Consider the following 23,455-nt stretch of genomic DNA (forward strand, 5'->3'; position numbering starts at 1 on the left):
CTTTTTTTATCGTGCCGCCGCGTTGCTTACAGCTGCATGCCCAGCGTCTGGCGCAGATGCGCGCCGGCCCCCAGCAGGCCCGGTTGGCCATGGGTTATCATGAACACCGGAATGTCTCGCACATAGTCACGGAAACGCCCTTTGTCTTCGAAAGCGGCGCGGAAACCCGAGGCCTTGAAGAATTCCATAAAGCGCGGCACGATGCCGCCGGCGATGTACACGCCGCCAAAGGTGCCCAGATTCAGCGCCAGGTTGCCGCCGAAGCGCCCCATGATCACGCAAAACAGCGACAGCGCACGGCGGCAGTCGATGCAGCTGTCGGCCAGCGCCCGCTCGGTAATGTCCTTCGGCTCCAGTTTCTCCGGCAGGCGGTTGTCCGCCTTGACGATGGCGCGATACAGGTTGACCAGGCCCGGCCCGGACAGCACGCGCTCGGCGGAAACGTGCCCCACTTCACCGCGCAGCACCTCCAGAATAATGTCTTCTTCTTCGCTGTTCGGTGCGAAATCGACATGGCCGCCCTCGCCCGGCAGGCTGACCCAGCGGCGATCGACCTGCACCAGGTGGGCAACACCCAGCCCAGTGCCGGCGCCGTACACCGCGATCGGTTTGCCCGGCTGCGCATCGCCGCCGCCAAACTGCAGCACGTCGTCCGACGAGAGCATCGGGATCGCCATCGAGACGGCGGTGAAATCGTTGATCACTTCCAGATGACTCAACCCCAGGTTGGCCTTCATTTCTTTGATAGAGAACGCCCAGCTGTGGTTGGTCATCGCAACCCAGTCTTCCGTCACCGGGCAGGCGATCGCGATACAGGCGTCCTGCACCTCGATATCGCACGCTTTCAGATAGTGGCGGATCACCGCCTCCAGGCTGTCGAACTCCAGGCCGGAATAGGTTTTCGCCTGGGTAATCTCACCCGTCGCAACAGTGCACAACGCCAGGCGGGCATTGGTGCCGCCAACATCACCTACGAGGGCATAGGTCATTGATTTCGTCTCCGCAAAATGAAAAATAAAAAGCTGCCCACACTGTAAAATCCTGCTGCGAAAACAACAATCACCCGCCTCGGATCTGCGCCCCAATAGCGATCCGGATCACAAAAAACGTTTCAGCTGGCCCGCCAAGCCGCGATTTGAAACAAATTGCGGCAAAAAACGCGCCGCCGTGACTGTTAACCGTCATCGACGCCGGGCAATATCAATGCGTGCCTGCTCGCCGATAGTCTGGCAAGCTGTGGTCACTGTCCAACCACCTGCTCTCCCTGCCCTGCATGGAGGCATCGACAAGGGATTATCCATGCTGCATCCGCGCGCCAATGCCATGTTGGCCTTTGCTTTGCCTGCGCTGATTATCGGTTCCGCCTCCAGTCTGGTGCTGCTGTTGATGATGAAAGTCGCCGCTACGCTGCAGCAATGGCTGTGGGTGACGCTGCCCGACGCACTGAGCCTGGACGCCCAGGCACCCTGGTGGCCGCTCGGCATGCTGACGCTGACCGGCGTGGCGGTCGGCCTGATCGTGCGCTACATGCCGGGCCATGCCGGGCCGGATCCGGCGACGGAATCGCTGATCGGCATGCCGCTGCCGCTCTCCGCCCTGCCGGGGCTGGGATTGGCGCTGACCGTCGGCCTGGCCGGCGGCGTCAGCCTGGGGCCGGAGAACCCGATCACCGCCATCAATATCGCGCTGGTGGCGGCGGCGGGGGCGCGCCTGCTGCCTAAGGTGCCGCGCATGGACTGGATCATCCTGGCGGCCGCAGGCACCATCGGCGCGATGTTCGGCACGCCGGTCGCCGCCGCGCTGATTTTCTCGCAAACCCTGGCGGGCAATAACGAAACGCCGCTGTGGGATCGGCTGTTCGCCCCGCTGGTGGCCGCCGCCGCCGGCGCGGTCACCACCCAGCTGTTCTTCGTGCCCAATTTCGCCCTGCAACTCGACGCCTATGACGTAACCCGGCTGCCGGACATCTTCAGCGGCGCCATCGTGGCGCTGATCGCCATCGCGCTCGGCATGGTGGCGCTGTGGTGCTTCCCGCACGTTCACCGCCTGTTCCATTCGATGAAGAATCCGGTGTTGATGCTAGGACTGGGGGGCTTTGTGCTGGGCCTGCTGGCGCTGGTGGGCGGAGAGATTACCCTGTTCAAAGGGCTGGATGAAATGAAGCGCCTCGCGGCAGACGGCAGCTATTCGGTGCCGGCGCTGTTGGCCGTTACCCTGACCAAGCTGGCGGCGCTGGTGATCGCCGCCGCCAGCGGCTTTCGCGGCGGGCGCATCTTCCCGGCAGTGTTCGTCGGCGTGGCGCTGGGGCTGATGCTGCACCAGCACGTTCCGGCGGTGCCGGCGGCGATCACGGTCTCCTGCGCCATCATGGGGCTGGTGCTGGTGGTCACGCGCGACGGCTGGCTCAGCCTGTTCATGGCGGTAGCGGTAGTGCCGGATCTGCACCTGCTGCCGGTCTTGTGCATCGTGATGCTGCCCGCCTGGCTGGCGCTGGCGGGCAAACCGCTGATGCTGGTGAACCGCCGGCAACCGCCGCACGACGATTAGGCCAGCGCGAACGCCGCGGCGGCGCGGGCATGGATCGCGGTAGTGTCGAACACCGGCACCGACGCATCCCGCTCGCTCACCAGCAAGCCTATCTCGGTGCAACCGAAAATGATCCCCTGCGCGCCCTGTTGTTCCAGATCGCTGATGATCCGGCGATACTCGTCGCGCGAGGCGTCGCGAATGTTACCGAGGCACAGCTCGTCATAGATGATGCGGTGTACGATGTCGCGATCGGCGCTGGCCGGCGTCACCACGTCGATGCCATGCAATTCCTGCAGGCGGCCGCGGTAGAAGGTCTGCTCCATGGTAAAACGCGTGCCCAGCAGCCCGACGCGGCGAATGTTTTTTTCCCGCACCTGCAGCGCCGTGGCGTCGGCGATGTGAATCAGCGGCAGGCCGCTGGCCTGCTCGACCGCCTCCGCCACCTTGTGCATGGTGTTGGTGCAGATCACGATAGCTTCGGCGCCGGCGGCGCGCAAAGCCACCGCGGCGGCGGCCAGCAGCCGACCGGCGCCGTCCCAATCGCCCTGGTGCTGCAAGCGTTCAACCTCCTGAAAATCGACGCTGTAGAGCACGATTTTGGCCGAATGCAGCCCACCGAGGCGCGCCTTTACCTGCTCGTTGATGGTGCGGTAATACGGAATGGTGGATTCCCAACTCATGCCGCCCAGCAGACCCAACACTTTCATCCTTCGTTCCTCAGCATTTTCCGACGATCCTCTGACCTTACCTGAGAATCGCCGGGCTGACGACGCCTTATTTGGCGCCGGAATTGATCGGCTGGCGCGCTTCGAACCAGCGCTGGCGCAGCGTGTCGTACAGCCAGTTATAGGCCATGGTGTACGGCAGGAAGAACAGGAAGAAACCGATTTCCAGCATAAACGCCTGCGCCCAGGAGATACTCAGCATCCAGGCGGCGATCGGCACGCCGATCAGGATAAAACCGGCTTCAAAGCCGACGGCGTGCAGCGCACGCACCTTCAGGTTACGCACCACCCGGCTGACCGGCCACAGGCGGTCGAACACCGTGTTGTAAACCATGTTCCACAGCATCGCGACGGTGGAGAGCATCACCGCCAACGCACCGACCTGCACCATTGAGCGGTTCAACAACCACGCGCCCAGCGGGGCGCAAACCATCACGGCGATGGCCTCGAAACCGACGGCGTGGACGATACGTTCAATGAGAGACTTGTTTTGCAGTTGCATACATCACCTTTTTTTCAACAGTTGTTGCGAAAGCCAGGTGATTATCATCGCTTTTTTGGGTAGATTAAAAATAGGTTCCATCGATAAAGTAGATATATGCACTATTCACCGGAAGCGTTACAGGCGTTCGTTGAAGCCGCCGCCCTCGGCTCATTTTCCGCCGCCGCGCGCAAGCTGCGCAAAAGCCAATCCACCGTCAGCACCGCCATCGCCAATCTGGAAGCCGACCTGGCATTGACGCTGTTCGATCGCAGCGCGCGCCAACCGGTGCTCACCGCCGCTGGCCGCAAGGTACTGGGGCACGTGCAGGAGATCCTCGCCGCCAGCGAGCGACTCGACGCGCTGAGCATTCAGCTGGCGGGCAATGTCGAACCGCGCCTGAGCATGGTATTTTCCGATACCTACCAGCCGAAGCATCACGACAGCCTGATGCAGCGGTTTGAACAACGTTACCCGGAGATTGAGCTGGAATGGATGATCGCCGAGGAAGGCGACGTTATCGATCTACTGCAAAGCGGCCGCGCGCATTTGGGCATGGTGGAAGTGCAAAAAACCTATCCGCCGGATATCGCCTTCTCCCGCCTGCCTGAGCAGACCGAAATGGGGTTGTTCGTCGCGCATGGGCATCCGCTGGCGCAGGTCGCCGCGCCGACCCCGGAGCAATTATCCAGCACCCGTCAGCTGATCCTGAACACTTACACCGGCGCCGAAGCGGCCAGACAAGGCGGGCTGGTCTGGTCGGCGCCCAGCTATCTGCTGTTGCTGGAGATGGCGGAACAGGGATTCGGTTGGGCGGTGCTGCCGCACTGGCTGGTGCAACAATACGGCCACGGCAGGCTCACCCAGCTGCGCCCGCGCGGCTGGCCCAAACTGATTTCGGTGGATGCGGTATGGTCCAAACTGACCCCGCCGGGCCCGGCGGGGTACTGGATGCTGGAGCGATTGCTGGAAGACGACGCGGCTCAGGCGGCGGCGTTGCGCGACTGAATGACGCGCGAGATCGTATCGAGCAGTTCGGGAATATCCATCTTCGGCAGCATCACTTCGATGAAAGCCAGCCGGTCGCCCTGCGCCGCCTCACTCAGCGCCTGGCGCAGCGCCTCCGGCTGACTGACCCGCAACGCCGTCACCGGCCGCCCACCGGCCAATGCCGTTGGCAGCTGCGTCCAGTTCCACCGGGCGATGTCGTTGTAACTCTGCTCCGGCCCGTGGATAGCGCGTTCAATCGTGTAGCCCTGATTATTCAGCACGAAAATCACCGGTTTAAGCCCGTCGCGCAGCATCGATCCCAGCTCCTGCACGGTCAATTGCGCGGCGCCGTCGCCGATCAACAGCACCACCCGGCGCTGTGGTTCGGCGGTTTGCACCCCGAAGGTCGCCGGTAAGGTATAGCCGATCGAGCCCCAGAGCGACTGCACGATCATCCGGCTGCCGCGCGGCAGCGTCAAGGTCGCGGCGCCGAAACAGGCCGTGCCCTGCTCGGCCAGCACGATATCCCCCGGCCGCAGGAAATCCTGTATCTGCCGCCAGAAGGCGTGCTGATCCAACCCTTCCCCATCGCCTTCCGGCAGCGCCGGACGGCCGATCGTCGGCAACGGCCAGCGCGACGCCAGCGACAGAGTCAGGCGGTGCAGCGCCTGCACGGCGGCGCACATCGGGATGCGGCTGAACCGTTGACGACCGACCCAGGCTTCGAACGGTTGGATATCGATGCATTTTTCCGCCGGCAGATGATGCGTGAATCCTCCGGTAATGGTGTCGGTGAGACGCACGCCAACGGTGATCACGACATCGGCATTTTCAATCAGCGCTTTGGTCGCCGCAGCGCTGGCGCCGCCGCTGTAGGTGCCGACAAAACCGTCGCGGTTCTCATCCAGCACGCCCTTGCCGAGCAGCAGCGTGGCGTGCGGGATAGCCACCTCCTGCATCCAGTTATCCAGCGCTGTTTCAACGCCAAAGCGGTCCGCCAGAAAGTCCGCCAGCAATGACACTTGCCGCGCCGATTGCAGCTTTTCACGCGCTGCGGCGATAAACGCCTGCAATGCGCTCCGCGACAGCCTGGCCTGGCGCAGCATCAGCGGCGCCGGTTTGGCCGGCAGCGGCGCTTCCGCTACGTCGCTGGGCAGCATCAGATAAACCGGACGATGCTCCAGCAAGGCGGCGTCGATCAGGCGGTCGATCTCCCTGGCGGCGTTGTCGGCGGTCAGATTGGCCTGTGCGACGCTGACTTCTTTGGCTATCCGCGCAAAGTGAGTGAAGTCGCCATCGCCCAGCGAATGGTGCAGCAAATCGCCGGCGCGCTGGGCACGCTGCGCCGGTGTGCCCACCACGTGGATCACCGGCAGGTATTCGGCATAACTGCCGGCCACGCCGTTCAGCGCGCTCAGCTCCCCGACGCCGAAGGTGGTGAGCAGCGCCGCGGCCGGTTTGCAACGCGCATAGCCGTCGGCGGCGTAGGCGGCGTTCAGTTCGTTGGCGCAGCCTACCCAGGTGATTTGCGGATGAGCGATGACGTGATCGAGGAATTGCAGGTTGTAATCCCCCGGCACGCCGAAGACGTGGCGGATGCCAATCTGGGCCAGACGACCGAGCAGATAATCGGCCACCGTGTAGATCTGAGTCATGATCATCACCTGTCTGCAGCTGAAGCGATTATCTTTAAGTATCGAAGATGCCGGTTAATTTTCGAACAGCGCTTTCCGTGTCGAGCGGCAACCTGGCGTTACATGCCGGCCTTGTGATCGCCCCCCTCGACGGCACGTTGTGAAAACGCATACACTCAAAACACGCCACTTCTTCGCCGACAAAGGATCACAATGTCCTACTCAGCCTCCCCCTCGCGTTATCAAGATATGGAATACCGGCGCTGCGGCCGCAGCGGATTGAAGCTGCCCGCCGTCTCGCTCGGGCTATGGCACAACTTTGGCGACGCCACGCTGTACGACAACGCCCGCGCCCTGATCCGCTGCGCCTTCGATCGCGGCATAACCCACTTCGATCTGGCCAACAACTACGGCCCGCCGCCCGGCGCCGCCGAGGAAAACTTTGGCCGCATTCTCAACGCCGATCTGCGGGCCTGGCGCGACGAGCTGATCGTCTCATCCAAAGCCGGTTACACCATGTGGCCCGGCCCCTACGGCGATTGGGGCTCGAAAAAGTACCTGGTCGCCAGCCTCGATCAGAGCCTCAGGCGCATGGGATTGGAGTATGTGGATATCTTTTATCACCATCGGCCGGACCCGGACACGCCGCTGGAAGAAACCATGGCGGCGCTGGATCTGTTGGTGCGCCAGGGCAAAGCGCTGTATGTCGGTTTGTCCAACTACCCGGCCGAGCGCGCGCGCCAGGCGTTCGACATCCTGCAGCGGCTCGGTACGCCGTGCGTGATCCACCAGCCCAAGTATTCGATGTTGGAACGCGGGCCGGAGGCGGAATTGCTGGATACACTGGCGAATCATGGCGTCGGCGCGATCGCCTTCTCCCCGCTGGCGGGCGGCCTGCTGACCGATCGTTATCTGCACGGCGTCCCGCAAGATTCCCGAGCCGCCAGCGGCAGCCGTTTCCTGCAGCCGGAACAGCTGACCGCCGACCGACTGGACAAGGTGCGCCGCCTCGATGCGCTGGCGCGGCAACGCGGGCAGAAGCTGTCGCAGATGGCGCTGGCCTGGGTGCTGCGCGGCGATCGCGTTACCTCGGTGCTGATCGGCGCCAGCAAGAGTGCGCAGATAGAAGACGCGGTGGGCATGCTGGCCAATCGTCACTTCAGTGAAGAAGAACTCGCGCAGATCGAGAAAATCTTATTGTAATCGCTTACAAATTCCGCCGCTCAATCGAGCGGCGATACTCCAGAAAAATCTCAAATCTTGAACTCCCGCACCGTTTTCAGAATGGCTCTCAGATTCAACCCTATGCGCCGGCGCTATGATGCCGATATTGCAGCAAAAATAACGATAAGGCCGCTTTTTAAACTGATGAACGCGCTTCATAGAGTGATCAACGGCCAGGCCGCGCAAGCGGAAAGGAGAAGTCATGTTTAAACCTCTGCTCTTGGCCGCCATCTTGGCGGCGACGGTGCTGCCCGCCGCACAGCAGGCTCACGCCGAAGGGCTCAGCATCGATCTGATGCCGGGCGTTTCATTGCGCATCGGCGATCAGGACAATCGCGGCCGCTACTGGGACGGTTACGACTGGCGCGATCGCGACTGGTGGCAAGGCCATCAGGGCCGCTATCTCGGCGACCGCAGCCCGCGTGGTTATTACTGGGACGGCTATCGCTGGCGCGACCGCGACTATTGGCGCAAATACTACTACTCGCGCGATGGCCGTTATTACAAGTGCGACCGCCGTTGCGACAAGCATTACTGGAAGAAAGAGAAAAAGCACCACCACGATCATGATCGCGATCGCTGGCGCCGCCACGGCGATGACGACCGCGATTAACGACGACGGGCCGGCACCATGCCGGCCCGCGCTTTTTTTGCCTACAACACGCTGCCGATCAGCAGGTAGCCGTTCAATCCCACCACCACCAGCACGATCAGCTTGCCCAGGTTTTGTACCACAGGACCGTTAACCATCTCCCCCATCAGCGCCCGATTGCCGGTGAAAGCCAGCAGCGGCACCAGCGCCAACGCAATGCCGAAGCTGAGCAGCACCTGGCTCAACACCAGAATCCGCGTCGCGTCCATCCCGAGCATGATGACGATAAACGACGGCAGCATGGTCACCGCGCGCCGCAGCCACAGCGGAATATGGAAATGCACGAACCCCTGCATCACCACCTGCCCCGCCAGCGTGCCCACTACGGTAGAAGAGAGGCCGGCGGCCACCAGGCTCAGGCCAAACACGGTGGCGGCGGCTTGCCCGAGCAGCGGTTGCAGCGTCAGGTAAGCCACGTCGAGATCGGCAATGCCGCTGTGGCCGCTGAAATGAAACGCGGCGGCGGCGGTGGCCATCATCGCCAGGTTGACGAAGCCGGCGATAGTCATGGCCACGGCGACATCGACTTTGGTGGCGGCATAGCGCTCCGCCTTGTCGTGCTCGCCGCCGATTTGGGTGAGCGACGAATGCAGGTAGATCACGTGCGGCATGATGGTGGCGCCCAATACCCCGGCGGCGAGAAATACCGCATCGCCGTTAGGCAGATCGGGCAGCGCCATGCCCTTCAGCAACGGCGCGAGCTGCGGCTGGGAGAATGCCAACTCGACGATATAAGCGGCGGCGACGAACAGCAGCAGGCCACCAATAACCAGCTCCAGTGGCTTTTGCCCGCGTTTTTGCAGCATCAAAATTAAAAAGGTGGCGATGCCGGTCAGCACCGCGCCCTGCAACAGGGACACGCCGAGCAGCAGCTTGAAGCCGATCGCCGCGCCGATAAATTCGGCCAGATCGGTCGCCATGGCGATGATCTCCGCCTGCACCCAATAGGCCCATACCGCCGGCCGCGGGAAACGATCGCGAATATGCTCGGCCAGGTTTTTCCCGGTGGCGATGCCCAGCTTGGCAGACAGCAGTTGGATCAGCATCGCCATCACGTTGGCCCAGACCACGACCCACAGCAAACTGTAGCCGAACGAGGCGCCGGCCTGGATGTTGGTAGCGAAGTTGCCGGGGTCGATATAGCCGATAGCGGCGATGAAGGCGGGCCCCATCAGCGAGAGTTTGATTTTTCTGGCGGAGCGACCGGAGGTGGTTTCAACCACGCGACTGTTCAGCATATGTTGAACCCTTACTGAAATTACGTTTATCTCCACTCTATATAAATGATAATAATTATCAAGCGCATTTAGAGCGGTAAAACTTATCTCTGTAATAGCCAACATTAATGGTTTTATCGAAGGGTTCAGCGCGGAGCTTGCCGATTTCCATGCTTTTCTGATGGGATTTTGGCTGCAATACCCCTGAAAGACAGGTTAGCACAAGAATACGAATTTCCTATTTCTGCTTTAACATCTTGATTTTTTATGCTTTTGCGCAACACTTTAGGAGAATTCCCGCTATGATTTTCCATATTTGCAATAGAAGTCTCGTTTTTAAACGTAGCGTTACATAAAATGACAGCCGAAATTCAGCCTGCCTCAAATTTGGAGCAAACATGTCCCATATTGCGCACTTTGCGTTGGCGATAGTGGTGGTGGCGATCCTGGCCCTGTTGGTGTGCCGCGATCGTAAAAGCATCCGCATTCGCTATGTTATTCAACTACTGGTTATCGAAGTACTGCTGGCCTACTTTTTCCTGCATTCGGAAGCGGGTTTGGGCTTCGTAAAAGGATTTGCCGCGCTGTTTGACAAACTGCTCGGGTTTGCGGGACAAGGGACTGATTTCGTGTTCGGCGGCATGGGCGACAAAGGCCTGGCGTTCTTCTTCCTGAAGGTGCTGTGCCCGATCGTCTTCATTTCGGCGCTGATCGGTATTCTGCAGTACATCAAGGTGCTGCCGTTCATCATCCGTATTATCGGTACCGTGCTGTCGAAAGTGAACGGCATGGGCAAGCTGGAGTCGTTCAACGCCGTCAGCTCGCTGATCCTGGGCCAATCCGAAAATTTCATCGCCTACAAGGATATCCTGGGCAAGATGTCGGAAAAGCGCATGTACACCATGGCGGCGACCGCGATGTCTACGGTGTCCATGTCCATCGTCGGCGCCTACATGACCATGCTGGACGCCAAGTTCGTGGTGGCGGCGCTGGTATTGAACATGTTCAGCACCTTTATCGTGCTGTCGCTGGTCAACCCGTACGACACCAATAAAGAAGAAGAGCTGCACCTCGGTAACCTGCACGAAGGCCAGAGCTTCTTCGAAATGCTGGGTGAATATATCCTGGCCGGCTTCAAAGTAGCGATTATCGTCGCCGCGATGCTGATTGGTTTCATCGCCCTGATCGCCGCGCTTAACGGCGTGTTCAGCGCCATCTTCGGCCTGAGCTTCCAGGAAATCCTCGGCTACTTCTTCTATCCGTTCGCCTGGATCATGGGTATTCCTAAGCACGAAGCCCTGCAGGTCGGCAGCATCATGGCCACCAAGCTGGTTTCCAACGAATTCGTGGCAATGATGGAACTGCAGAAAGTCTCTGCCGAGCTGTCGCCGCGCAGCCTGGGGATCCTGTCGGTGTTCCTGGTGTCCTTCGCCAACTTCTCTTCCATCGGCATCGTGGCCGGTGCGATCAAGGGCCTGAACGAACACCAGGGCAACGTAGTGTCCCGCTTCGGTCTGAAGCTGGTCTACGGCTCTACGCTGGTCAGCATCCTGTCCGCTTCTATCGCGGGTCTGGTGCTGGGCTAAGCCTGAAATTTACAGCAATGATAAGGCGCCTGCGGGCGCCTTTTTTATTGGCTGGCCTTCGGCGAAGGTGAAATAACGCAAAGCAAAAAGCCGACCCTAAGGTCGGCTTTTCAAATGGTGGTGGAGCTAGACGGGATCGAACCGTCGACCTCTTGCATGCCATGCAAGCGCTCTCCCAGCTGAGCTATAGCCCCACAAAAGTGGTACGCGTTGACCGGCGTTACGGTATTCCCCAACCTCTCTGAGAAGAAGGTTGGTGGAGCTAGACGGGATCGAACCGTCGACCTCTTGCATGCCATGCAAGCGCTCTCCCAGCTGAGCTATAGCCCCGTTCCACAATCACTTTGTGCTGTGAACGGGGCGCATAATATGAAACCCGCTCAAAGCTGTCAACGGCTAAATTGAATTACTGAATCAAGCGTTGAAAAAGCCGCCAAATCAGCATCTTTGGCGCCAAAAAATCATCACTTTGCGCAGAGTTCATCCATTTTGCGCGCTACTTCTCAAAATGGCAAAAGACCCTGCATATCACGTTGATTTTTAATTAACGGAATGTTAGCGAAATGCGCTTGAGTCGGGCTCCCGAGCGGCATAGACTGCCCGCGCCATAAACTTTATTACTATAAACCGAGTCCGTCATGTCTTTGCATTCACCAAAAGAAATCGCCGCCCTCGCCGTTCAGGCCGGGGTAAACAAAAGCCGCGCCCCTCTCGCTAATCTGCTGATTCTGGGCTTTCTCGCCGGCGCCTTTATCGCCACCGGCTTCCTGCTGGATATTCACGTCATCGGCACCCTGCCGGCCGAATGGGGCTCTTTCGGCGCGCTGTTGGGCGCCGCGGTCTTCCCTATCGGTTTGATCCTGACCATTCTGGCCGGCGGCGAACTGCTGACCGGCAACATGATGACCTTGCCAATGGCCTGGTTCGCCCGTGAAATTCCCGCCATCGCCGTGCTGCGCAACTGGTTTTGGGTCACCCTGGCCAACTTCGCCGGCAGCGTGGCCGTCGCCTACTTCTTCGGCCACCTGCTGGGCCTGACCGAAGGCGCGTTTTTACATAAGACGCTGGCGATCGCGCAGGCCAAAGTGGATGCGGACTTCCTGCACGCCTTCATTTCCGGCGTCGGCTGCAACTGGTTGGTATGCCTGGCGGTGTGGTTAGCCTTCGCCAGCAAAGATGTGCCGGGCAAAGTGATCGGCATGTGGTTCCCGGTCATGGCTTTTGTCGCCATCGGCTTCCAGCACGTGGTGGCGAATATGTTCATCATCCCGGCGGCCATCTTTGCCGGCGGCATGGGCTGGGAGCAGTATCTGCCTAATTTCGTCGCGGTATTTCTCGGCAATGCGCTGGGCGGCGCCGGCTTTGTCGGGTTGATGTATTTCCTCGCCTACCGTCCGGGTTTGCCGGCTAGCGAACAAGCCTGACAAAGCGCAATAAAAAAGCCCCGGGATCGCTCCACGGGGCTTTTTCTTTAAGGCGTATCAGCCTAATCAGGCTTGAGCTTCACGCTCGGCGATGTAAGCCAGCGCCATATCGATACGCTGCAGCGAACGCTTCTGGCCGATCGCATGCACGGTCACGTCCATGCCCGGCGACTGGCCGGCGCCGGTCACCGCGACACGCAGCGGCATGCCGACTTTACCCATGCCGACGCCCAGCTCATCCGCCGTGCCCTGAATGGCGTCGTGCACGTTTTCCGGCGTCCAGACGGTGATGGCGGCCAGCTTGGCGCGCACCGCTTCCAGCGGCTGACGCGCGACCGGACGCAGGTGCTTCTTGGCGGCGTCGGCGTCGAACTCGCTGAAGTCTTCGTAGAAGTAACGGCAAGACTCCGCCATCTCTTTCAGCGTCTTGCAGCGCTCGCCCAGCAGCTTGACGATGTCCTTCAGTTCCGGTCCGTTGCGGGTTTCAATGCCCAGTTGCTCAACGTGCCATGCCAGATGCACCGCCACTTCTTCCGCCGGCATATGGTTGATGTAGTGGTGGTTCAGCCACTGCAGCTTCTCGGTGTTGAACGCGCTGGCGGATTTGTTGATCGCTTCCAGCGTGAAGAACTCTTTCATCTCGTCGATGGAGAAGATCTCCTGATCGCCGTGGGACCAGCCCAGACGCACCAGGTAGTTCAGCAGCGCCTGCGGCAGATAGCCGTCGTCGCGGTACTGCATCACGCCCACGGCGCCGTGACGCTTGGACAGCTTTTTACCGTCGTCGCCAAGGATCATCGACACGTGCGCGTATTCCGGCACCGGCGCGCCCAGCGCTTTCAGAATGTTGATCTGGCGCGGGGTGTTGTTGATGTGGTCTTCGCCACGGATCACGTGGGTGATTTCCATGTCCCAGTCATCGACAACGACGCAGAAGTTATAGGTTGGCGAACCGTCGGTGCGGCGGATGATCAGATCGTCCAGCTCCTGGTTGCTGAATTCGATCGGGCCGCGAATTTTATCGTCGAAGATCACCGACCCTTCCTGCGGGTTACGGAAGCGCACCACGTGCGGCTCGTCGTCGGTGTGGCTGCACTGGCTGTCACGGCAGTGGCCGTCGTAACGCGGCTTCTCGCCGTTTTCCATCTGCTTCTCGCGCAGCGCTTCCAGGCGTTCCTTGGAGCAATAGCATTTATAGGCCGTGCCCTGCTCCAGCATTTCGTCGATGACCGCATTGTAGCGATCGAAACGCTTGGTCTGGAAGTACGGGCCTTCATCCCAATCCAGGTTCAACCAGTTCATGCCATCCATAATTGCGTCGATCGCGTCCTGGGTAGAGCGTTCCAGATCGGTATCTTCGATACGCAGAACGAACTCACCGCCCGCATGGCGGCTGAACAACCAGGAATAAAGTGCGGTACGCGCGCCGCCGACGTGAAGATAGCCGGTCGGGCTCGGTGCAAAACGGGTTTTGATTTTCATTGGGTTCACTGCCTTATTACGCAACGCGTGTCGGCGATGGCCGACGATTGCTCGGAATTGAAAAAAGAGTGGACGACATTGTATCACCACGCGCTAATTCCTCAACGCCGACACGATATTGCGCCGGTCGATTTCGCGCGTTTTGCGGCGAGTTTCACAGAGCGTTGCGCAAAGAATCGGCGCCGTTGGCGATAATTATCGCGCCCTGCCTAAATTTGCGGCGAACGATTGAAATCATTTTAAAAACCGTTGACTCACTTTGAACTATCCCTATAATGCGACTCCAACAAGACGGGGCGATTAGCTCAGTTGGTAGAGCATCTCCTTTACACGGAGGGGGTCGGCGGTTCGAGCCCGTCATCGCCCACCATCTTGTTGAGAAAAATGAGAACGAATGAGGGTGATTAGCTCAGTTGGTAGAGCATCTCCTTTACACGGAGGGGGTCGGCGGTTCGAGCCCGTCATCACCCACCATCATTCTCTCGTTTAGCAGTGCCTGGAAGTCCTGAAGTGGGTGATTAGCTCAGTTGGTAGAGCATCTCCTTTACACGGAGGGGGTCGGCGGTTCGAGCCCGTCATCACCCACCACTTCTGCGGGTCGTTAGCTCAGTTGGTAGAGCAGTTGACTTTTAATCAATTGGTCGCAGGTTCGAATCCTGCACGACCCACCAATTCAGAGAAAAGCGCCTTTTGGCGCTTTTTTCGTTTCTGCACCATCCGACTCTAACTTCATCTCTCGCCGACAGAGTTCACCGGGTCGTGTAGGATGAAGAACCGTAGAGGTTCGAGCATCGCGCAGCGATACGACAACGCGCAGCGTTGCCCGCAGGGTGAGGCCACAGGCCGAATCAATCCTGCACGACCCACCCATTCAGAAAAAAGCGCCTTTTGGCGCTTTTTTCGTTTCTGCCGTTCGCCTCCCTTTCTTCATTCGCCACGCGCTGAGATACGAATGGTTATCATTTTGACGGCTTGAATGGTAAATTAGCGGGCATAACACTCCCCAGCAATCCGCACGCGGATTGATACGCCTTAGTTTAAGGAAAGAAAGAGCCCGCTCATGACCCTATCCTTACGTCAGCTGTTCATTTCAGTTATTGCCGCCGCGGCCTTGCTGCTCAGCGGTTGCGGCCCGGACGACAAGAGCGACGGGCAGAAACCGTCCGCCCCCGCTGCCGACAGCAGTTGGCCGCGCACCATCGATAGCGCTAAAGGGAAGTTCACGCTGGAAAAACCGCCGCAGCGCATCGTATCCACCAGCGTCACCATCACCGGCACGTTACTGGCTATCGACGCCCCGGTGGTCGCCAGCGCCGCCACCAGCCCAAATCCCCTGGTGGCCGATCAACAAGGCTTCTTTACCCAGTGGAGCGAAGTGGCCAAACAGCGCCACGTCGAACGGCTGTATCAGGTGGAACCCAATGCCGAAGCCGTTGCCGCCGCCGCGCCGGATTTGATCGTCGTCGCCGCGACCGGCGGTGATTCGGCGCTGAAACTGTACGATCAGCTGTCCGCCATTGCGCCGACGCTGGTGCTCGATTACGGCGACAAAAGCTGGCAACAGCTGGCCAGCGAGCTCGGTGAGATCACCGGTCACGAAGCCGGCGCCAAACAGGCGGAAGATCGTTTCGAGCAGCGCGTGGAACAAGTGAAGCAGGCGATTACCCTGCCGCCGCAGCCGACCACGCCGCTGGTGTATGCCGACAACGGCCGCGAAGCCATGCTGTGGACGCCGGGCTCCGCCCAAGGCAAGCTGCTGACCCAGCTCGGTTTCCAGCTGGCTACCCCGCCGGAAAGCGCCAAAGGCAACGCCAGCATGGGTAAACGCCATGACATCATCCAGATCTCCGGCGAAAAAATGGCCGAAGGCCTGAACGGCAAAACCCTGATCCTGTTCGCCACCAATGAGCGCAAAGTGCAAGAGGTGCTGGCCAACCCGTTCCTCAAGCATCTGGAACCGGTGGAACAGCGGCACGTCTACGCCGTCGGCAACGATACCTTCCGCCTCGATTACTACAGCGCCACCAACATGCTGAACCAAATCGAACGGTTGTTCAAAAAGCCCTGAATCACGCCGTCGGCAGGCCAGTCCCCTGCCGACGCTTTTCGCAAACGGGGCAACCATTCACATTCAATCAATTGAAATATCAATAGTTATTAACATCGTCCACGCGCCTTCGCCACCAACCGGCGGGTGCATGCGGGCGTAAACTCGTGTTACTATTGGCGCCCTTCACGAACGCAAATAACAATGAGAATAAAAATCATAAAGGAGTTACCGGTGTGAACGTACCCACTCCGACTGAGCGGACGCTTTCGTCCGCACCGCACGCAGCTTACGCCAGTGGCTTCAAACGCATCGCCGGGTTCGGTATCGGCTTGGCGTTGTTGTTGCTGTGCATCATTGCCAGCCTGATGCTGGGTTCCAAAGCCATCCCCTTCCATACCGTCTGGCTCAGCCTACAGGGCGCCGCGAGCGGCTCCGACAGCACCATCATTCTCAACGCCCGGGTGCCCCGTACGCTGGCGGGCATTTTGGCCGGCATGGCGCTCGGCGCCGCCGGCGCGCTGATTCAGGCGCTGACGCGCAACCCGCTGGCCGATCCCGGCGTGCTCGGCATCAACGCCGGCGCCAGCTTCGCCGTAGTCATCGGCATCATGTTTTTCGGCGCCGCCACCACCGAAAGCTATATGGCCTATGCCTTTGTCGGCGCCGCCGTCACCACCCTGCTGGTCTACCTGATCGGCACGCTGGCGGGCGGGCGCATCAACCCGGTGCGGCTGACGCTGGCCGGCGTGGCGATCGGCGCGGTGTTGCTCGGCATCACCACCGGGCTGTCGCTGATCGATCCACAAACCTTCGACCAACTGCGCTTCTGGCAGGCCGGCACGCTGGATATCCGCACGCTGGCCACCCTGCCGGTGACCGCCCCCGCCATTTTGCTCGGCTGCCTGCTGACGCTGCTCATCGCCCGGCCGCTGAATACCATCGGCATGGGGGAAGATCTGGCTATCGCGCTCGGCGCGCGCGTAGTGCTGACTCAGGCGATCGCAGTGATCGCCATTACGCTCCTGTGCGGCGCGGCGACCGCCACCGTCGGCCCGATCAGTTTCATCGGCCTGATGGTGCCGCATATCGCCCGCTGGTGGGTCGGCCCCGACCAACGCTGGATCCTGCCCTACTCCATGCTGCTGGCGCCGATTTTACTGCTGTGCGCCGACGTGGTCGGCCGCTTGCTGGCGGCCGGTGAGCTGCGGGTTTCCATCGTGGCGGCCTTCATCGGCGCGCCGGTGCTGATCTGGCTGGTGCGCCGCAAGAAAACGCTGGGGGGTCTGTGATGAGTCTGCCGCACACGCTGCATATCGGCCGCCCTGACGGCGTCATCAACGGGCGCCTGCCGCTGCGCCTGCTGCTGGTCAACCTTTCACTGTTGGCGCTGTGTCTGGCGATGGCCGTCGCCGCCCTGTGCTACGGCACGCTGCAACTTTCGCTGGAGCAGGTTTTTGCCGCGCTGACCGGCGAGGCGCCGAAAAACCTGGTCACCGTGGTCACCCAATGGCGCTTGCCGCGCATCGCCATGGCGCTGCTGTTAGGCGCCGCGCTCGGCATGAGCGGCGCCATCTTCCAGTCGATTATCCGCAACCCGCTCGGCAGCCCGGACGTGATTGGCTTTAACATGGGGGCTTACACCGGCGCGCTGATCGCCATCACCCTGTTCAACGGCGGCTATTACTACATCGCCGGCGGCGCGCTGGCCGGCGGCATTCTCGCCGCGCTGGCCATCTACCTGCTGGCCTGGCGGCAAGGCATCGCCGGCTTCCGGCTGATCATCGTCGGCATCGCCATCAGCGCGGTGCTGGTCTCCACCAATACCTGGCTGATCATCACCGCCTCGCTCGAGCGCGCCATGGACGCCGCCATGTGGCAGGCCGGTTCGCTCAACGGCATGACCTGGCAGAAAGCCCAGCCCGCCACGGCGTTTATCGTGCTGGCGGCCGCCGCCGCGCTGTTGATGGGCAAACGGCTACAGCTGCTGGAAATGGGCGACGACACGGCGCGCGCGCTGGGCGTCAATGCCGAAAGCAGCCGGCTGTGGCTGATGCTGTTCGGCGTCACCCTCACCGCCGCCGTCACCGCCACCGCCGGGCCGATTTCCTTTATCGCGCTGGCGGCGCCGCAAATCGCCCGCCGCTTGGCCGGGCAATCCTCGGTCACCCTGACGTCCTCGGCGCTGATGGGCGCGGCGCTGCTGCTCGGCGCCGACGTGGTGTCCCAACATCTTTTCGCGCCGATCCAACTGCCGGTCGGGATCGTGACCGTCTGCATCGGCGGCCTGTACCTGATTTGGCTGCTCATCCGTGAGGCCCGCAGATAGATAATGAAGAGTGATAATGCCATGAGCCACCGCCTGCACGCCTCGCACCTGAAGCTAGGCTACGACAATAAAATCATCGCTGACGATCTGAGCGTGGCGATCCCCGACGGCGCCTTTACGGTGATCGTCGGGCCGAACGCCTGCGGCAAATCGACGCTGTTGCGCGCCCTGTGCCGCCTGCTGAAACCCAGCGCCGGCGAGGTGATGCTGGACGGCAAGAACATCAGCAGTTTCGCCACCAAGGCGCTGGCGCGCGAGCTTGGCCTGCTGCCGCAAACCTCGATCGCACCGGACAGCATCACCGTGGCGGACCTGGTGTCGCGCGGCCGCTATCCGCACCAGAGCCTGCTGAAACAGTGGACACAGGCCGATAAACAGGCGGTGGAAGCCGCCATGGCGGCCACCAACGTCAGCCAACTGGCGGATCGCAGCGTCGACGAGCTGTCCGGCGGGCAGCGTCAGCGCGTCTGGGTAGCGATGGCGTTGGCGCAGCAAACGCCGCTGCTGCTGCTGGATGAACCGACGACATATCTGGACATCGCGCACCAGATCGAGCTGCTGGATCTGTTCCGCCAGCTCAACCGCGAGCGCGGTCAAACCCTGATCGCGGTGCTGCACGATCTCAACCACGCCTGCCGCTATGCCGATCACATCATCGCCATGCGCGACGGCAAGATCGTGGCGGAAGGGAAACCGGCGGAGATCATTACCGCCGAACTGGTGGAGCGGGTGTTCGGCATGCCGTGCATGATCATCGACGATCCGCTGTCCCACACGCCGCTGGTGATCCCGCGCGGCCGCTACCACTGCGACGCGCCGCAGGCATGAAAAAGGCCGGGTTACCCCGGCCTTGTCGTTACTTCTCCAGCGACACCTGCTTGAAAATGTGTTTGCCGAACGGGTCTATCTCATAGCCTTTCACTTCCTTGCGCACCGGTTCGAAGATGGTCGAGTGCGCAATCATCAACGCCGGCATCTGATCGTGCATTATCACCTGCGCCTGCTGATACATCGCCACCCGTTTGGCGTGATCGTTCTCCTCGCGCGCCTGCAGGATCAGCTGGTCGAACGGTTTATAGCACCATTTCGCCGAGTTCGAACCGCCGAGCGAAGCGCAGGTGAACAGCGGGCCGAAGAAGTTGTCCGGATCGCCGTTGGCGGTGGTCCAGCCCATCAGCGCGGTCTGGTGTTCGCCGTTTTTAATCCGCTGTAAATACTCGCCCCACTCGAAGGTGACGATTTTGGCGCGCACGCCGATTTTAGCCCAGTCGGCCTGGATCATCTCCGCCATGCGCTTGGCGTTGGGGTTATAGGGCCGCTGCACCGGCATCGCCCACAGATCGATGTCGAAGCCCTGCCCTAGCCCGGCCTCCTGCAACAGCTGCTTCGCCCGTTCCGGCGAATACGGGTAGTCTTCAAGCTGCGCGTTGCTGCCCCATTGAGCCGGCGGCAGCAGGTTCTTGGCCGGCTGACCGGCGCCATGGAACACCGCGTCGATGATCGCCGGCTTGTTGACCGCCAGCGCCAACGCCTGGCGCACCTTAACGTTATCCAACGGTTTCTTCTGGGTGTTGAACGCCAGGAAACCGATATTCAAGCCGGATTTTTCCATTACCTGAATGTTGCCGTCCTGCCGCATACGCGCCAGATCCGCCGGATTGGGGAACGGCATCACCTGGCATTCGTTCTTTTGCAGCTTGGCGTAACGCACCGCCGCATCCGGCGTGATCGAGAACACCAGTCGATCGATCTTCGGCTTGCCTTCCCAGTAGCGGTCGAACGCCTTGTAGAGGATTTTCGCGTCCTTCTGGTACTGCACCAGCTGGAACGGCCCGGTGCCGATCGGATCGTTGTCCACCCGCTGCGGCGTGCCGGCCTTCAGCATCGCGTCGGCATATTCCGCCGATAAAATGGTGGCGAAATACATGCCTAGATCGGCGACGAACGGCGCCTCGGCGCGGGAGAGCTCAAAGCGCACGGTGTGCTCATCCACCTTGACGATCCGGTCAATCAGCGTGCCGAACTCCATCGACTCGAAGTTGGTGTAGGCGCCGTTGGAGACCTTGTGATACGGGTTGTTGGCGTCCTTCTGGCGCATAAACGAGAAGATGACGTCATCGGCGTTGAAATCGCGGGTGGGCGTGAAATATTTATTGCTCTGGAATGCCACGCCCTTGCGCAGATGGAAGGTATAGCGCTTGCCGTCTTCGCTCACCTCCCAGCTTTCCGCCAGGCTGGGTTGCAGCTCGACGGTGCCGGGTTTGAAATCCACCAGCCGGTTGTAGATCGCCGCCGAACTGGCGTCTACCGTGGTGCCGGAGGTGAACAGCTGCGGGTTGAAGCCTTCCGGCGAGCCTTCGGAACAGTAGACCAGCGTATTGGCCCGCGCGCCGCCGGCAATCGCCAACGCCAGCAGCCCGATCGTTATTGCTTTTCTTTTCATTGCGCTATCCCCAGTGGTGAAAAAACAGCCGAACGGATAGCAATAAATCATGCAGTTAGCGATGTAAAGGACAAATTCCGCGCATAAAAACGGGCAGGCGCGCAAGCGGCCTGCCCCGGTGAAACGGCGCGAGGATGATGAAATTAAATCATCTGGCTGAAGTTCATCTGCGCCATCAGCTTATAGTTATCGGCGTAGTCGACCGGAATGGCCACCACCACCGGCCCCTGGATCTCCATCGCCTTGCGCAGCATCGGCCGCAGATCTTCCACCGACTGCACGGCGAAACCGACCGCGCCGCAGGATTCCGCGTAGGCCTTGAAGTCGATCGGCCCGAACTCCACGCCGGATTTGCGCTGGTATTTGTTCACTTCCTGCATTTCCACCATGTTGTAAGCGTTATCGACCCAGATCACGTGCACGATGTTGTTTTTCAGCCGCACCGCGGTCTCCAGCTCCATGCTCGACTGCATGAAGCCGCCGTCGCCGGAGATTGACACCACCTTATCGCCGGGGCGCACCAGCGCCGCGCCAATGGCCCACGGCAGCGCTACCCCCATGGTTTGCTGGCCGTTGGAGATCAACAGCTGGCGAGCGCGGAAGCTGTAAAGATAGCGGGCTATCCAGATGTGGAAACTGCCCATGTCCACGCACAGCGTCACGTCGTCGCTGACGATGTCCTGCAGCTCCTTGACGATGCGCAACGGATGGATCGGCATGCCGCCGCGGCGCGCGGCGCGTTCCGCCAATTCGGCGCGCTGGCGGCCGAGATCGGTCAGGATCAGTTCCACCTCCGCCGGGACGCAGACCGCCTCATTGAACGCTTCGGTCATCATGTTCAGCGTGGCGCTGATGTTGCCCACCAGCTCGACGTCCGGCCGATAGCAGGTATCGATGTCCGCCGGCAGCACGTCGATATGCACCAGCTTCAGCCGCCCGTGGCTGTTCCACATGCACGGATCGTATTCGATCGGATCGTAGCCGACGCTGACCACCAGATCGGCCTTTTGCAACAGCTGATCGGCCGGCTGGTTGTTGAACAGGCCGACGCGGCCGGCGAAGCGGGCAAAGTGATTGACGTCAATCACCCCCGCCGCCTGATAGGTGCCGACCACCGGCATATGGGTGCGGTACAGCAGATGGCGCACCGCCTCGCTGTTCTCCGGCCGGCTGGCCTGCAAGCCCAGCAGCAGCACCGGGCATTTGGCCTGGCGGATCAGTTTCACCGCCGCCTGAATGTCGTCCGCCGCCGCGGCCCCCATGCGCGGCAAGCGGCAGCCCGCCAGCACCGGCGCCGTGACCGGCTCATTGACGATATCCATCGGCAGGCTGACGAACGACGCCCCCGGCCGGCCGAACTCGGCGCGGCGGAAGGCGTTGGCGATCACCTCGGAAATCGCCGAACCGGCATGCACTTCGGCGCAGTACTTGGTCACCGGCCGGAACATGCTGACGGTATCCATGCTCTGGTGCGTCTGCTTCAGGCTGTCGGCGCGCTTCACCGCGCCGCCGAAGGCCACCACCGCATCCCCTTCCGAGGTGGCGGTTGCCAGCCCGGTGATCAGGTTGGAGCTGCCCGGCCCGGAGGTGACCAGCGCCACCCCCGCCTTGCCGGTCAGGCGGCCGACCGCCGCCGCCATAAAGGCCGCGTTGGCCTCATGGCGCACCACTACCGTTTCGATCGACGGCGCATCTTCCAGCGAATCGAACACCCGGTCGATCTTGGCGCCCGGAATGCCGAAAACGTGTTTGACGCCCTGCGCTTCCAGGTTTTTCACCACCAAGTCGGCGCCGCATTGCCAGTCATTGCCTGTTTTTTCCTGTGCCATGGTTCCACCTCCTAAGAAAACGATCGCCGGGATTAGCCCTCGGCGGAACGAATTGCGCGATCCAAATCCTCTGGACAGAGGTTGGCGCGCAAGAAATCCGCATCATGCGGCAACTGAAGATTGAGACGGGTGATGACGCCGAACTGCAGGCGGCCATGATCGAGCTGGTAATCCAGCACGTGGCCGCCGCCGCTGCGGTCGTCGGTAACGAAGTGTTCGTGATAGCCGGCCACGCCGATGCCCTGCATGTAATCGGGCGAGCGGAAGCCGACCAGCGTGCCGCGCCGCTGATGGAACGAGAAGGTCGGCTGCTCTTCTATCGCTTCCAGCATTGGGCGGTAAGGCCGTTCCTGACGCGGCACGGTGCGGGTTTCGACATGGCTGAACTCACCGTCGACCCGCACCGCGCAGAACAGGTTCGGCGAGGCGACCTGTTCATCGATGCATTGGTGCAGTTGCGCCTTGGTGATCGGCCGATCGAATTGCTGGCTGACGCTGGGCTGGAAAAAGGTGACGACGGCGAAAGGGGTTTTCTGTTGCAAACCGGCCGGGCGGGCGCTGCCGTCGGCGCGCAGCTGGTGTATTTCCTGATCGAACGCGATCAGTTCGCCATCCAGATGATTGAAGGTGCCGAGGCCGAAATCGCCGTGTTTCAGCAATTCGGCGATGGTGGTCTCCCCTTCATAAACCCCGTCGATGAGCGCGCTCATCAGCGAGATTTGATAGATTTCGCCCTCCCCGGCGTTGATCGACTGCCTGGCGAAACCCTGCGCCAAATGGCGCGCACAGGAACACCCGTGTTTTTCGTTCATGCTGACTCCTCCACCAGCGCGGAACTGCGGTTCCACGCGTTCAAAAGACCC

At 60.9% G+C, this 23,455-nt stretch carries 20 protein-coding genes, 6 tRNA genes and 1 other RNA gene; 15 read left to right on the forward strand and 12 right to left on the reverse strand.

Annotated features, from left to right (window positions below; translation table 11 throughout):
• Positions 1–26: 26 nt before the first annotated feature.
• On the reverse strand, positions 27–989 hold the full coding sequence (gene glk / locus ACUTQY_RS05160) for a glucokinase (RefSeq protein ID WP_042785139.1): 963 nt from the start codon (positions 987–989) through the stop codon (positions 27–29).
• A 310-nt stretch (positions 990–1,299) separates the two neighbouring features.
• Between glk and ACUTQY_RS05165 the strand changes: the two genes are divergently transcribed.
• Positions 1,300–2,547: an ion channel protein gene (locus tag ACUTQY_RS05165; RefSeq protein WP_046687578.1), complete on the forward strand. Its 1,248-nt coding sequence runs from the start codon at positions 1,300–1,302 to the stop codon at positions 2,545–2,547.
• Here the strand turns inward: ACUTQY_RS05165 and ACUTQY_RS05170 are convergent.
• Both ACUTQY_RS05170 and ACUTQY_RS05175 read right to left on the reverse strand, forming a co-directional pair.
• On the reverse strand, positions 2,544–3,236 hold the full coding sequence (locus ACUTQY_RS05170) for an aspartate/glutamate racemase family protein (RefSeq protein ID WP_046687579.1): 693 nt from the start codon (positions 3,234–3,236) through the stop codon (positions 2,544–2,546). The genes ACUTQY_RS05165 and ACUTQY_RS05170 overlap by 4 nt on opposite strands.
• A gap of 67 nt (positions 3,237–3,303) precedes the next feature.
• A complete protein-coding gene (locus ACUTQY_RS05175; protein WP_016926809.1) occupies positions 3,304–3,756 on the reverse strand; it encodes a multidrug/biocide efflux PACE transporter in 453 nt (150 codons plus the stop codon).
• A gap of 96 nt (positions 3,757–3,852) precedes the next feature.
• Here ACUTQY_RS05175 and ACUTQY_RS05180 point away from each other — a divergent pair, with 96 nt between their 5' ends.
• Positions 3,853–4,743 carry a LysR family transcriptional regulator gene (locus tag ACUTQY_RS05180; RefSeq protein WP_033632445.1) on the forward strand — a complete coding sequence of 297 codons (891 nt, stop codon included), beginning with the start codon at positions 3,853–3,855 and terminating at the stop codon, positions 4,741–4,743.
• Here the strand turns inward: ACUTQY_RS05180 and ACUTQY_RS05185 are convergent.
• On the reverse strand, positions 4,719–6,380 hold the full coding sequence (locus ACUTQY_RS05185) for an alpha-keto acid decarboxylase family protein (protein ID WP_162997229.1): 1,662 nt from the start codon (positions 6,378–6,380) through the stop codon (positions 4,719–4,721). The genes ACUTQY_RS05180 and ACUTQY_RS05185 overlap by 25 nt on opposite strands.
• A gap of 192 nt (positions 6,381–6,572) precedes the next feature.
• On the opposite strand from ACUTQY_RS05185, the gene mgrA reads away from it, so the two are divergent.
• Positions 6,573–7,562, forward strand: a complete 990-nt coding sequence (gene mgrA / locus ACUTQY_RS05190) for an L-glyceraldehyde 3-phosphate reductase (RefSeq protein ID WP_046687580.1) — start codon at positions 6,573–6,575, stop codon at positions 7,560–7,562.
• On the opposite strand, the gene ACUTQY_RS05195 is transcribed toward mgrA, so the two are convergent.
• Entirely contained in the window at positions 7,554–7,787 is a 234-nt protein-coding gene (locus ACUTQY_RS05195) for a hypothetical protein (protein WP_128868551.1), read from the reverse strand. The two genes, mgrA and ACUTQY_RS05195, sit on opposite strands and share 9 nt — an antisense overlap.
• Here ACUTQY_RS05195 and ACUTQY_RS05200 point away from each other — a divergent pair.
• Complete coding sequence (locus ACUTQY_RS05200; RefSeq protein WP_046687581.1) at positions 7,786–8,196, forward strand: DUF2502 domain-containing protein; 411 nt, start codon at positions 7,786–7,788, stop codon at positions 8,194–8,196. The genes ACUTQY_RS05195 and ACUTQY_RS05200 overlap by 2 nt on opposite strands.
• A 41-nt stretch (positions 8,197–8,237) precedes the next feature.
• Here the strand turns inward: ACUTQY_RS05200 and ACUTQY_RS05205 are convergent, their stop codons facing one another.
• Positions 8,238–9,473, reverse strand: a complete 1,236-nt coding sequence (locus ACUTQY_RS05205; protein WP_033635427.1) for an Nramp family divalent metal transporter — start codon at positions 9,471–9,473, stop codon at positions 8,238–8,240.
• A 377-nt stretch (positions 9,474–9,850) separates the two neighbouring features.
• On the opposite strand from ACUTQY_RS05205, the gene ACUTQY_RS05210 reads away from it, so the two are divergent.
• Positions 9,851–11,038, forward strand: a complete 1,188-nt coding sequence (locus ACUTQY_RS05210; protein WP_004936373.1) for a NupC/NupG family nucleoside CNT transporter — start codon at positions 9,851–9,853, stop codon at positions 11,036–11,038.
• Positions 11,039–11,156: 118 nt separating this feature from the next.
• On the opposite strand, the gene ACUTQY_RS05215 is transcribed toward ACUTQY_RS05210, so the two are convergent.
• Positions 11,157–11,232 (reverse strand) — tRNA-Ala (locus ACUTQY_RS05215).
• A gap of 60 nt (positions 11,233–11,292) precedes the next feature.
• Positions 11,293–11,368 (reverse strand) — tRNA-Ala (locus ACUTQY_RS05220).
• A gap of 308 nt (positions 11,369–11,676) precedes the next feature.
• On the opposite strand from ACUTQY_RS05220, the gene ACUTQY_RS05225 reads away from it, so the two are divergent.
• A complete protein-coding gene (locus tag ACUTQY_RS05225; protein WP_042785144.1) occupies positions 11,677–12,462 on the forward strand; it encodes a formate/nitrite transporter family protein in 786 nt (261 codons plus the stop codon).
• A gap of 66 nt (positions 12,463–12,528) precedes the next feature.
• Here the strand turns inward: ACUTQY_RS05225 and gltX are convergent, their stop codons facing one another.
• Positions 12,529–13,944 (reverse strand): glutamate--tRNA ligase, encoded by a 1,416-nt coding sequence (gene gltX / locus ACUTQY_RS05230; RefSeq protein WP_033643946.1) that lies wholly within the window; start codon positions 13,942–13,944, stop codon positions 12,529–12,531.
• A gap of 294 nt (positions 13,945–14,238) precedes the next feature.
• Here gltX and ACUTQY_RS05235 point away from each other — a divergent pair.
• From ACUTQY_RS05235 to ACUTQY_RS05275, 9 genes are all read left to right on the forward strand, one after another.
• Positions 14,239–14,314 (forward strand) — tRNA-Val (locus ACUTQY_RS05235).
• A 28-nt stretch (positions 14,315–14,342) separates the two neighbouring features.
• A tRNA-Val gene (locus ACUTQY_RS05240) sits at positions 14,343–14,418 on the forward strand.
• A 38-nt stretch (positions 14,419–14,456) separates the two neighbouring features.
• A tRNA-Val gene (locus tag ACUTQY_RS05245) sits at positions 14,457–14,532 on the forward strand.
• 7 nt (positions 14,533–14,539) lie between these two features.
• Positions 14,540–14,615: transfer RNA gene (locus ACUTQY_RS05250), tRNA-Lys, on the forward strand.
• Between the two features lie 74 nt (positions 14,616–14,689).
• Positions 14,690–14,813, forward strand: a non-coding RNA gene (locus ACUTQY_RS05255) — RtT sRNA.
• 191 nt (positions 14,814–15,004) lie between these two features.
• A complete protein-coding gene (fepB, locus tag ACUTQY_RS05260) occupies positions 15,005–16,012 on the forward strand; it encodes a Fe2+-enterobactin ABC transporter substrate-binding protein (protein ID WP_046896262.1) in 1,008 nt (335 codons plus the stop codon).
• 215 nt (positions 16,013–16,227) lie between these two features.
• Complete coding sequence (gene fepD / locus ACUTQY_RS05265) at positions 16,228–17,283, forward strand: Fe(3+)-siderophore ABC transporter permease (protein ID WP_033643948.1); 1,056 nt, start codon at positions 16,228–16,230, stop codon at positions 17,281–17,283.
• The gene (fepG, locus tag ACUTQY_RS05270) at positions 17,283–18,320 is read left to right on the forward strand and encodes an iron-enterobactin ABC transporter permease (RefSeq protein ID WP_033643949.1); all 1,038 of its coding nucleotides are present in this window, start codon (positions 17,283–17,285) and stop codon (positions 18,318–18,320) included. The genes fepD and fepG overlap by 1 nt, the downstream gene beginning before the upstream one ends.
• 21 nt (positions 18,321–18,341) lie before the next feature.
• Entirely contained in the window at positions 18,342–19,148 is an 807-nt protein-coding gene (locus tag ACUTQY_RS05275; protein WP_004936408.1) for an ABC transporter ATP-binding protein, read from the forward strand.
• 28 nt (positions 19,149–19,176) lie between these two features.
• Here ACUTQY_RS05275 and ACUTQY_RS05280 read toward each other — a convergent pair whose 3' ends face one another.
• From ACUTQY_RS05280 to budA, 3 genes are all read right to left on the reverse strand, one after another.
• Positions 19,177–20,763, reverse strand: coding sequence for an ABC transporter substrate-binding protein (locus ACUTQY_RS05280; protein WP_046687583.1), 1,587 nt, complete (start codon positions 20,761–20,763; stop codon positions 19,177–19,179).
• A 143-nt stretch (positions 20,764–20,906) separates the two neighbouring features.
• Positions 20,907–22,592, reverse strand: coding sequence for an acetolactate synthase AlsS (gene alsS / locus ACUTQY_RS05285; protein WP_033643950.1), 1,686 nt, complete (start codon positions 22,590–22,592; stop codon positions 20,907–20,909).
• A gap of 32 nt (positions 22,593–22,624) precedes the next feature.
• Complete coding sequence (gene budA / locus ACUTQY_RS05290; protein ID WP_033643951.1) at positions 22,625–23,404, reverse strand: acetolactate decarboxylase; 780 nt, start codon at positions 23,402–23,404, stop codon at positions 22,625–22,627.
• Between the last annotated feature and the right edge of the window lie 51 nt (positions 23,405–23,455).

The organism is Serratia sp. TSA_130.1 (genome assembly GCF_052691795.1).

Excerpts from the sequence above, each read along its gene's own strand:
- glk (WP_042785139.1), bottom strand. The coding sequence starts at position 989 with ATGACCTATGCCCTCGTAGGTGATGTTGGCGGCACCAATGCCCGCCTG.
- ACUTQY_RS05165 (WP_046687578.1), top strand. The coding sequence starts at position 1,300 with ATGCTGCATCCGCGCGCCAATGCCATGTTGGCCTTTGCTTTGCCTGCG.
- ACUTQY_RS05170 (WP_046687579.1), bottom strand. The coding sequence starts at position 3,236 with ATGAAAGTGTTGGGTCTGCTGGGCGGCATGAGTTGGGAATCCACCATT.
- ACUTQY_RS05175 (WP_016926809.1), bottom strand. The coding sequence starts at position 3,756 with ATGCAACTGCAAAACAAGTCTCTCATTGAACGTATCGTCCACGCCGTC.
- ACUTQY_RS05180 (WP_033632445.1), top strand. The coding sequence starts at position 3,853 with ATGCACTATTCACCGGAAGCGTTACAGGCGTTCGTTGAAGCCGCCGCC.
- ACUTQY_RS05185 (WP_162997229.1), bottom strand. The coding sequence starts at position 6,380 with ATGACTCAGATCTACACGGTGGCCGATTATCTGCTCGGTCGTCTGGCC.
- mgrA (WP_046687580.1), top strand. The coding sequence starts at position 6,573 with ATGTCCTACTCAGCCTCCCCCTCGCGTTATCAAGATATGGAATACCGG.
- ACUTQY_RS05200 (WP_046687581.1), top strand. The coding sequence starts at position 7,786 with ATGTTTAAACCTCTGCTCTTGGCCGCCATCTTGGCGGCGACGGTGCTG.
- ACUTQY_RS05195 (WP_128868551.1), bottom strand. The coding sequence starts at position 7,787 with ATGACTTCTCCTTTCCGCTTGCGCGGCCTGGCCGTTGATCACTCTATG.
- ACUTQY_RS05205 (WP_033635427.1), bottom strand. The coding sequence starts at position 9,473 with ATGCTGAACAGTCGCGTGGTTGAAACCACCTCCGGTCGCTCCGCCAGA.
- ACUTQY_RS05210 (WP_004936373.1), top strand. The coding sequence starts at position 9,851 with ATGTCCCATATTGCGCACTTTGCGTTGGCGATAGTGGTGGTGGCGATC.
- ACUTQY_RS05225 (WP_042785144.1), top strand. The coding sequence starts at position 11,677 with ATGTCTTTGCATTCACCAAAAGAAATCGCCGCCCTCGCCGTTCAGGCC.
- gltX (WP_033643946.1), bottom strand. The coding sequence starts at position 13,944 with ATGAAAATCAAAACCCGTTTTGCACCGAGCCCGACCGGCTATCTTCAC.
- fepB (WP_046896262.1), top strand. The coding sequence starts at position 15,005 with ATGACCCTATCCTTACGTCAGCTGTTCATTTCAGTTATTGCCGCCGCG.
- fepG (WP_033643949.1), top strand. The coding sequence starts at position 17,283 with ATGAGTCTGCCGCACACGCTGCATATCGGCCGCCCTGACGGCGTCATC.
- ACUTQY_RS05275 (WP_004936408.1), top strand. The coding sequence starts at position 18,342 with ATGAGCCACCGCCTGCACGCCTCGCACCTGAAGCTAGGCTACGACAAT.
- ACUTQY_RS05280 (WP_046687583.1), bottom strand. The coding sequence starts at position 20,763 with ATGAAAAGAAAAGCAATAACGATCGGGCTGCTGGCGTTGGCGATTGCC.
- alsS (WP_033643950.1), bottom strand. The coding sequence starts at position 22,592 with ATGGCACAGGAAAAAACAGGCAATGACTGGCAATGCGGCGCCGACTTG.
- budA (WP_033643951.1), bottom strand. The coding sequence starts at position 23,404 with ATGAACGAAAAACACGGGTGTTCCTGTGCGCGCCATTTGGCGCAGGGT.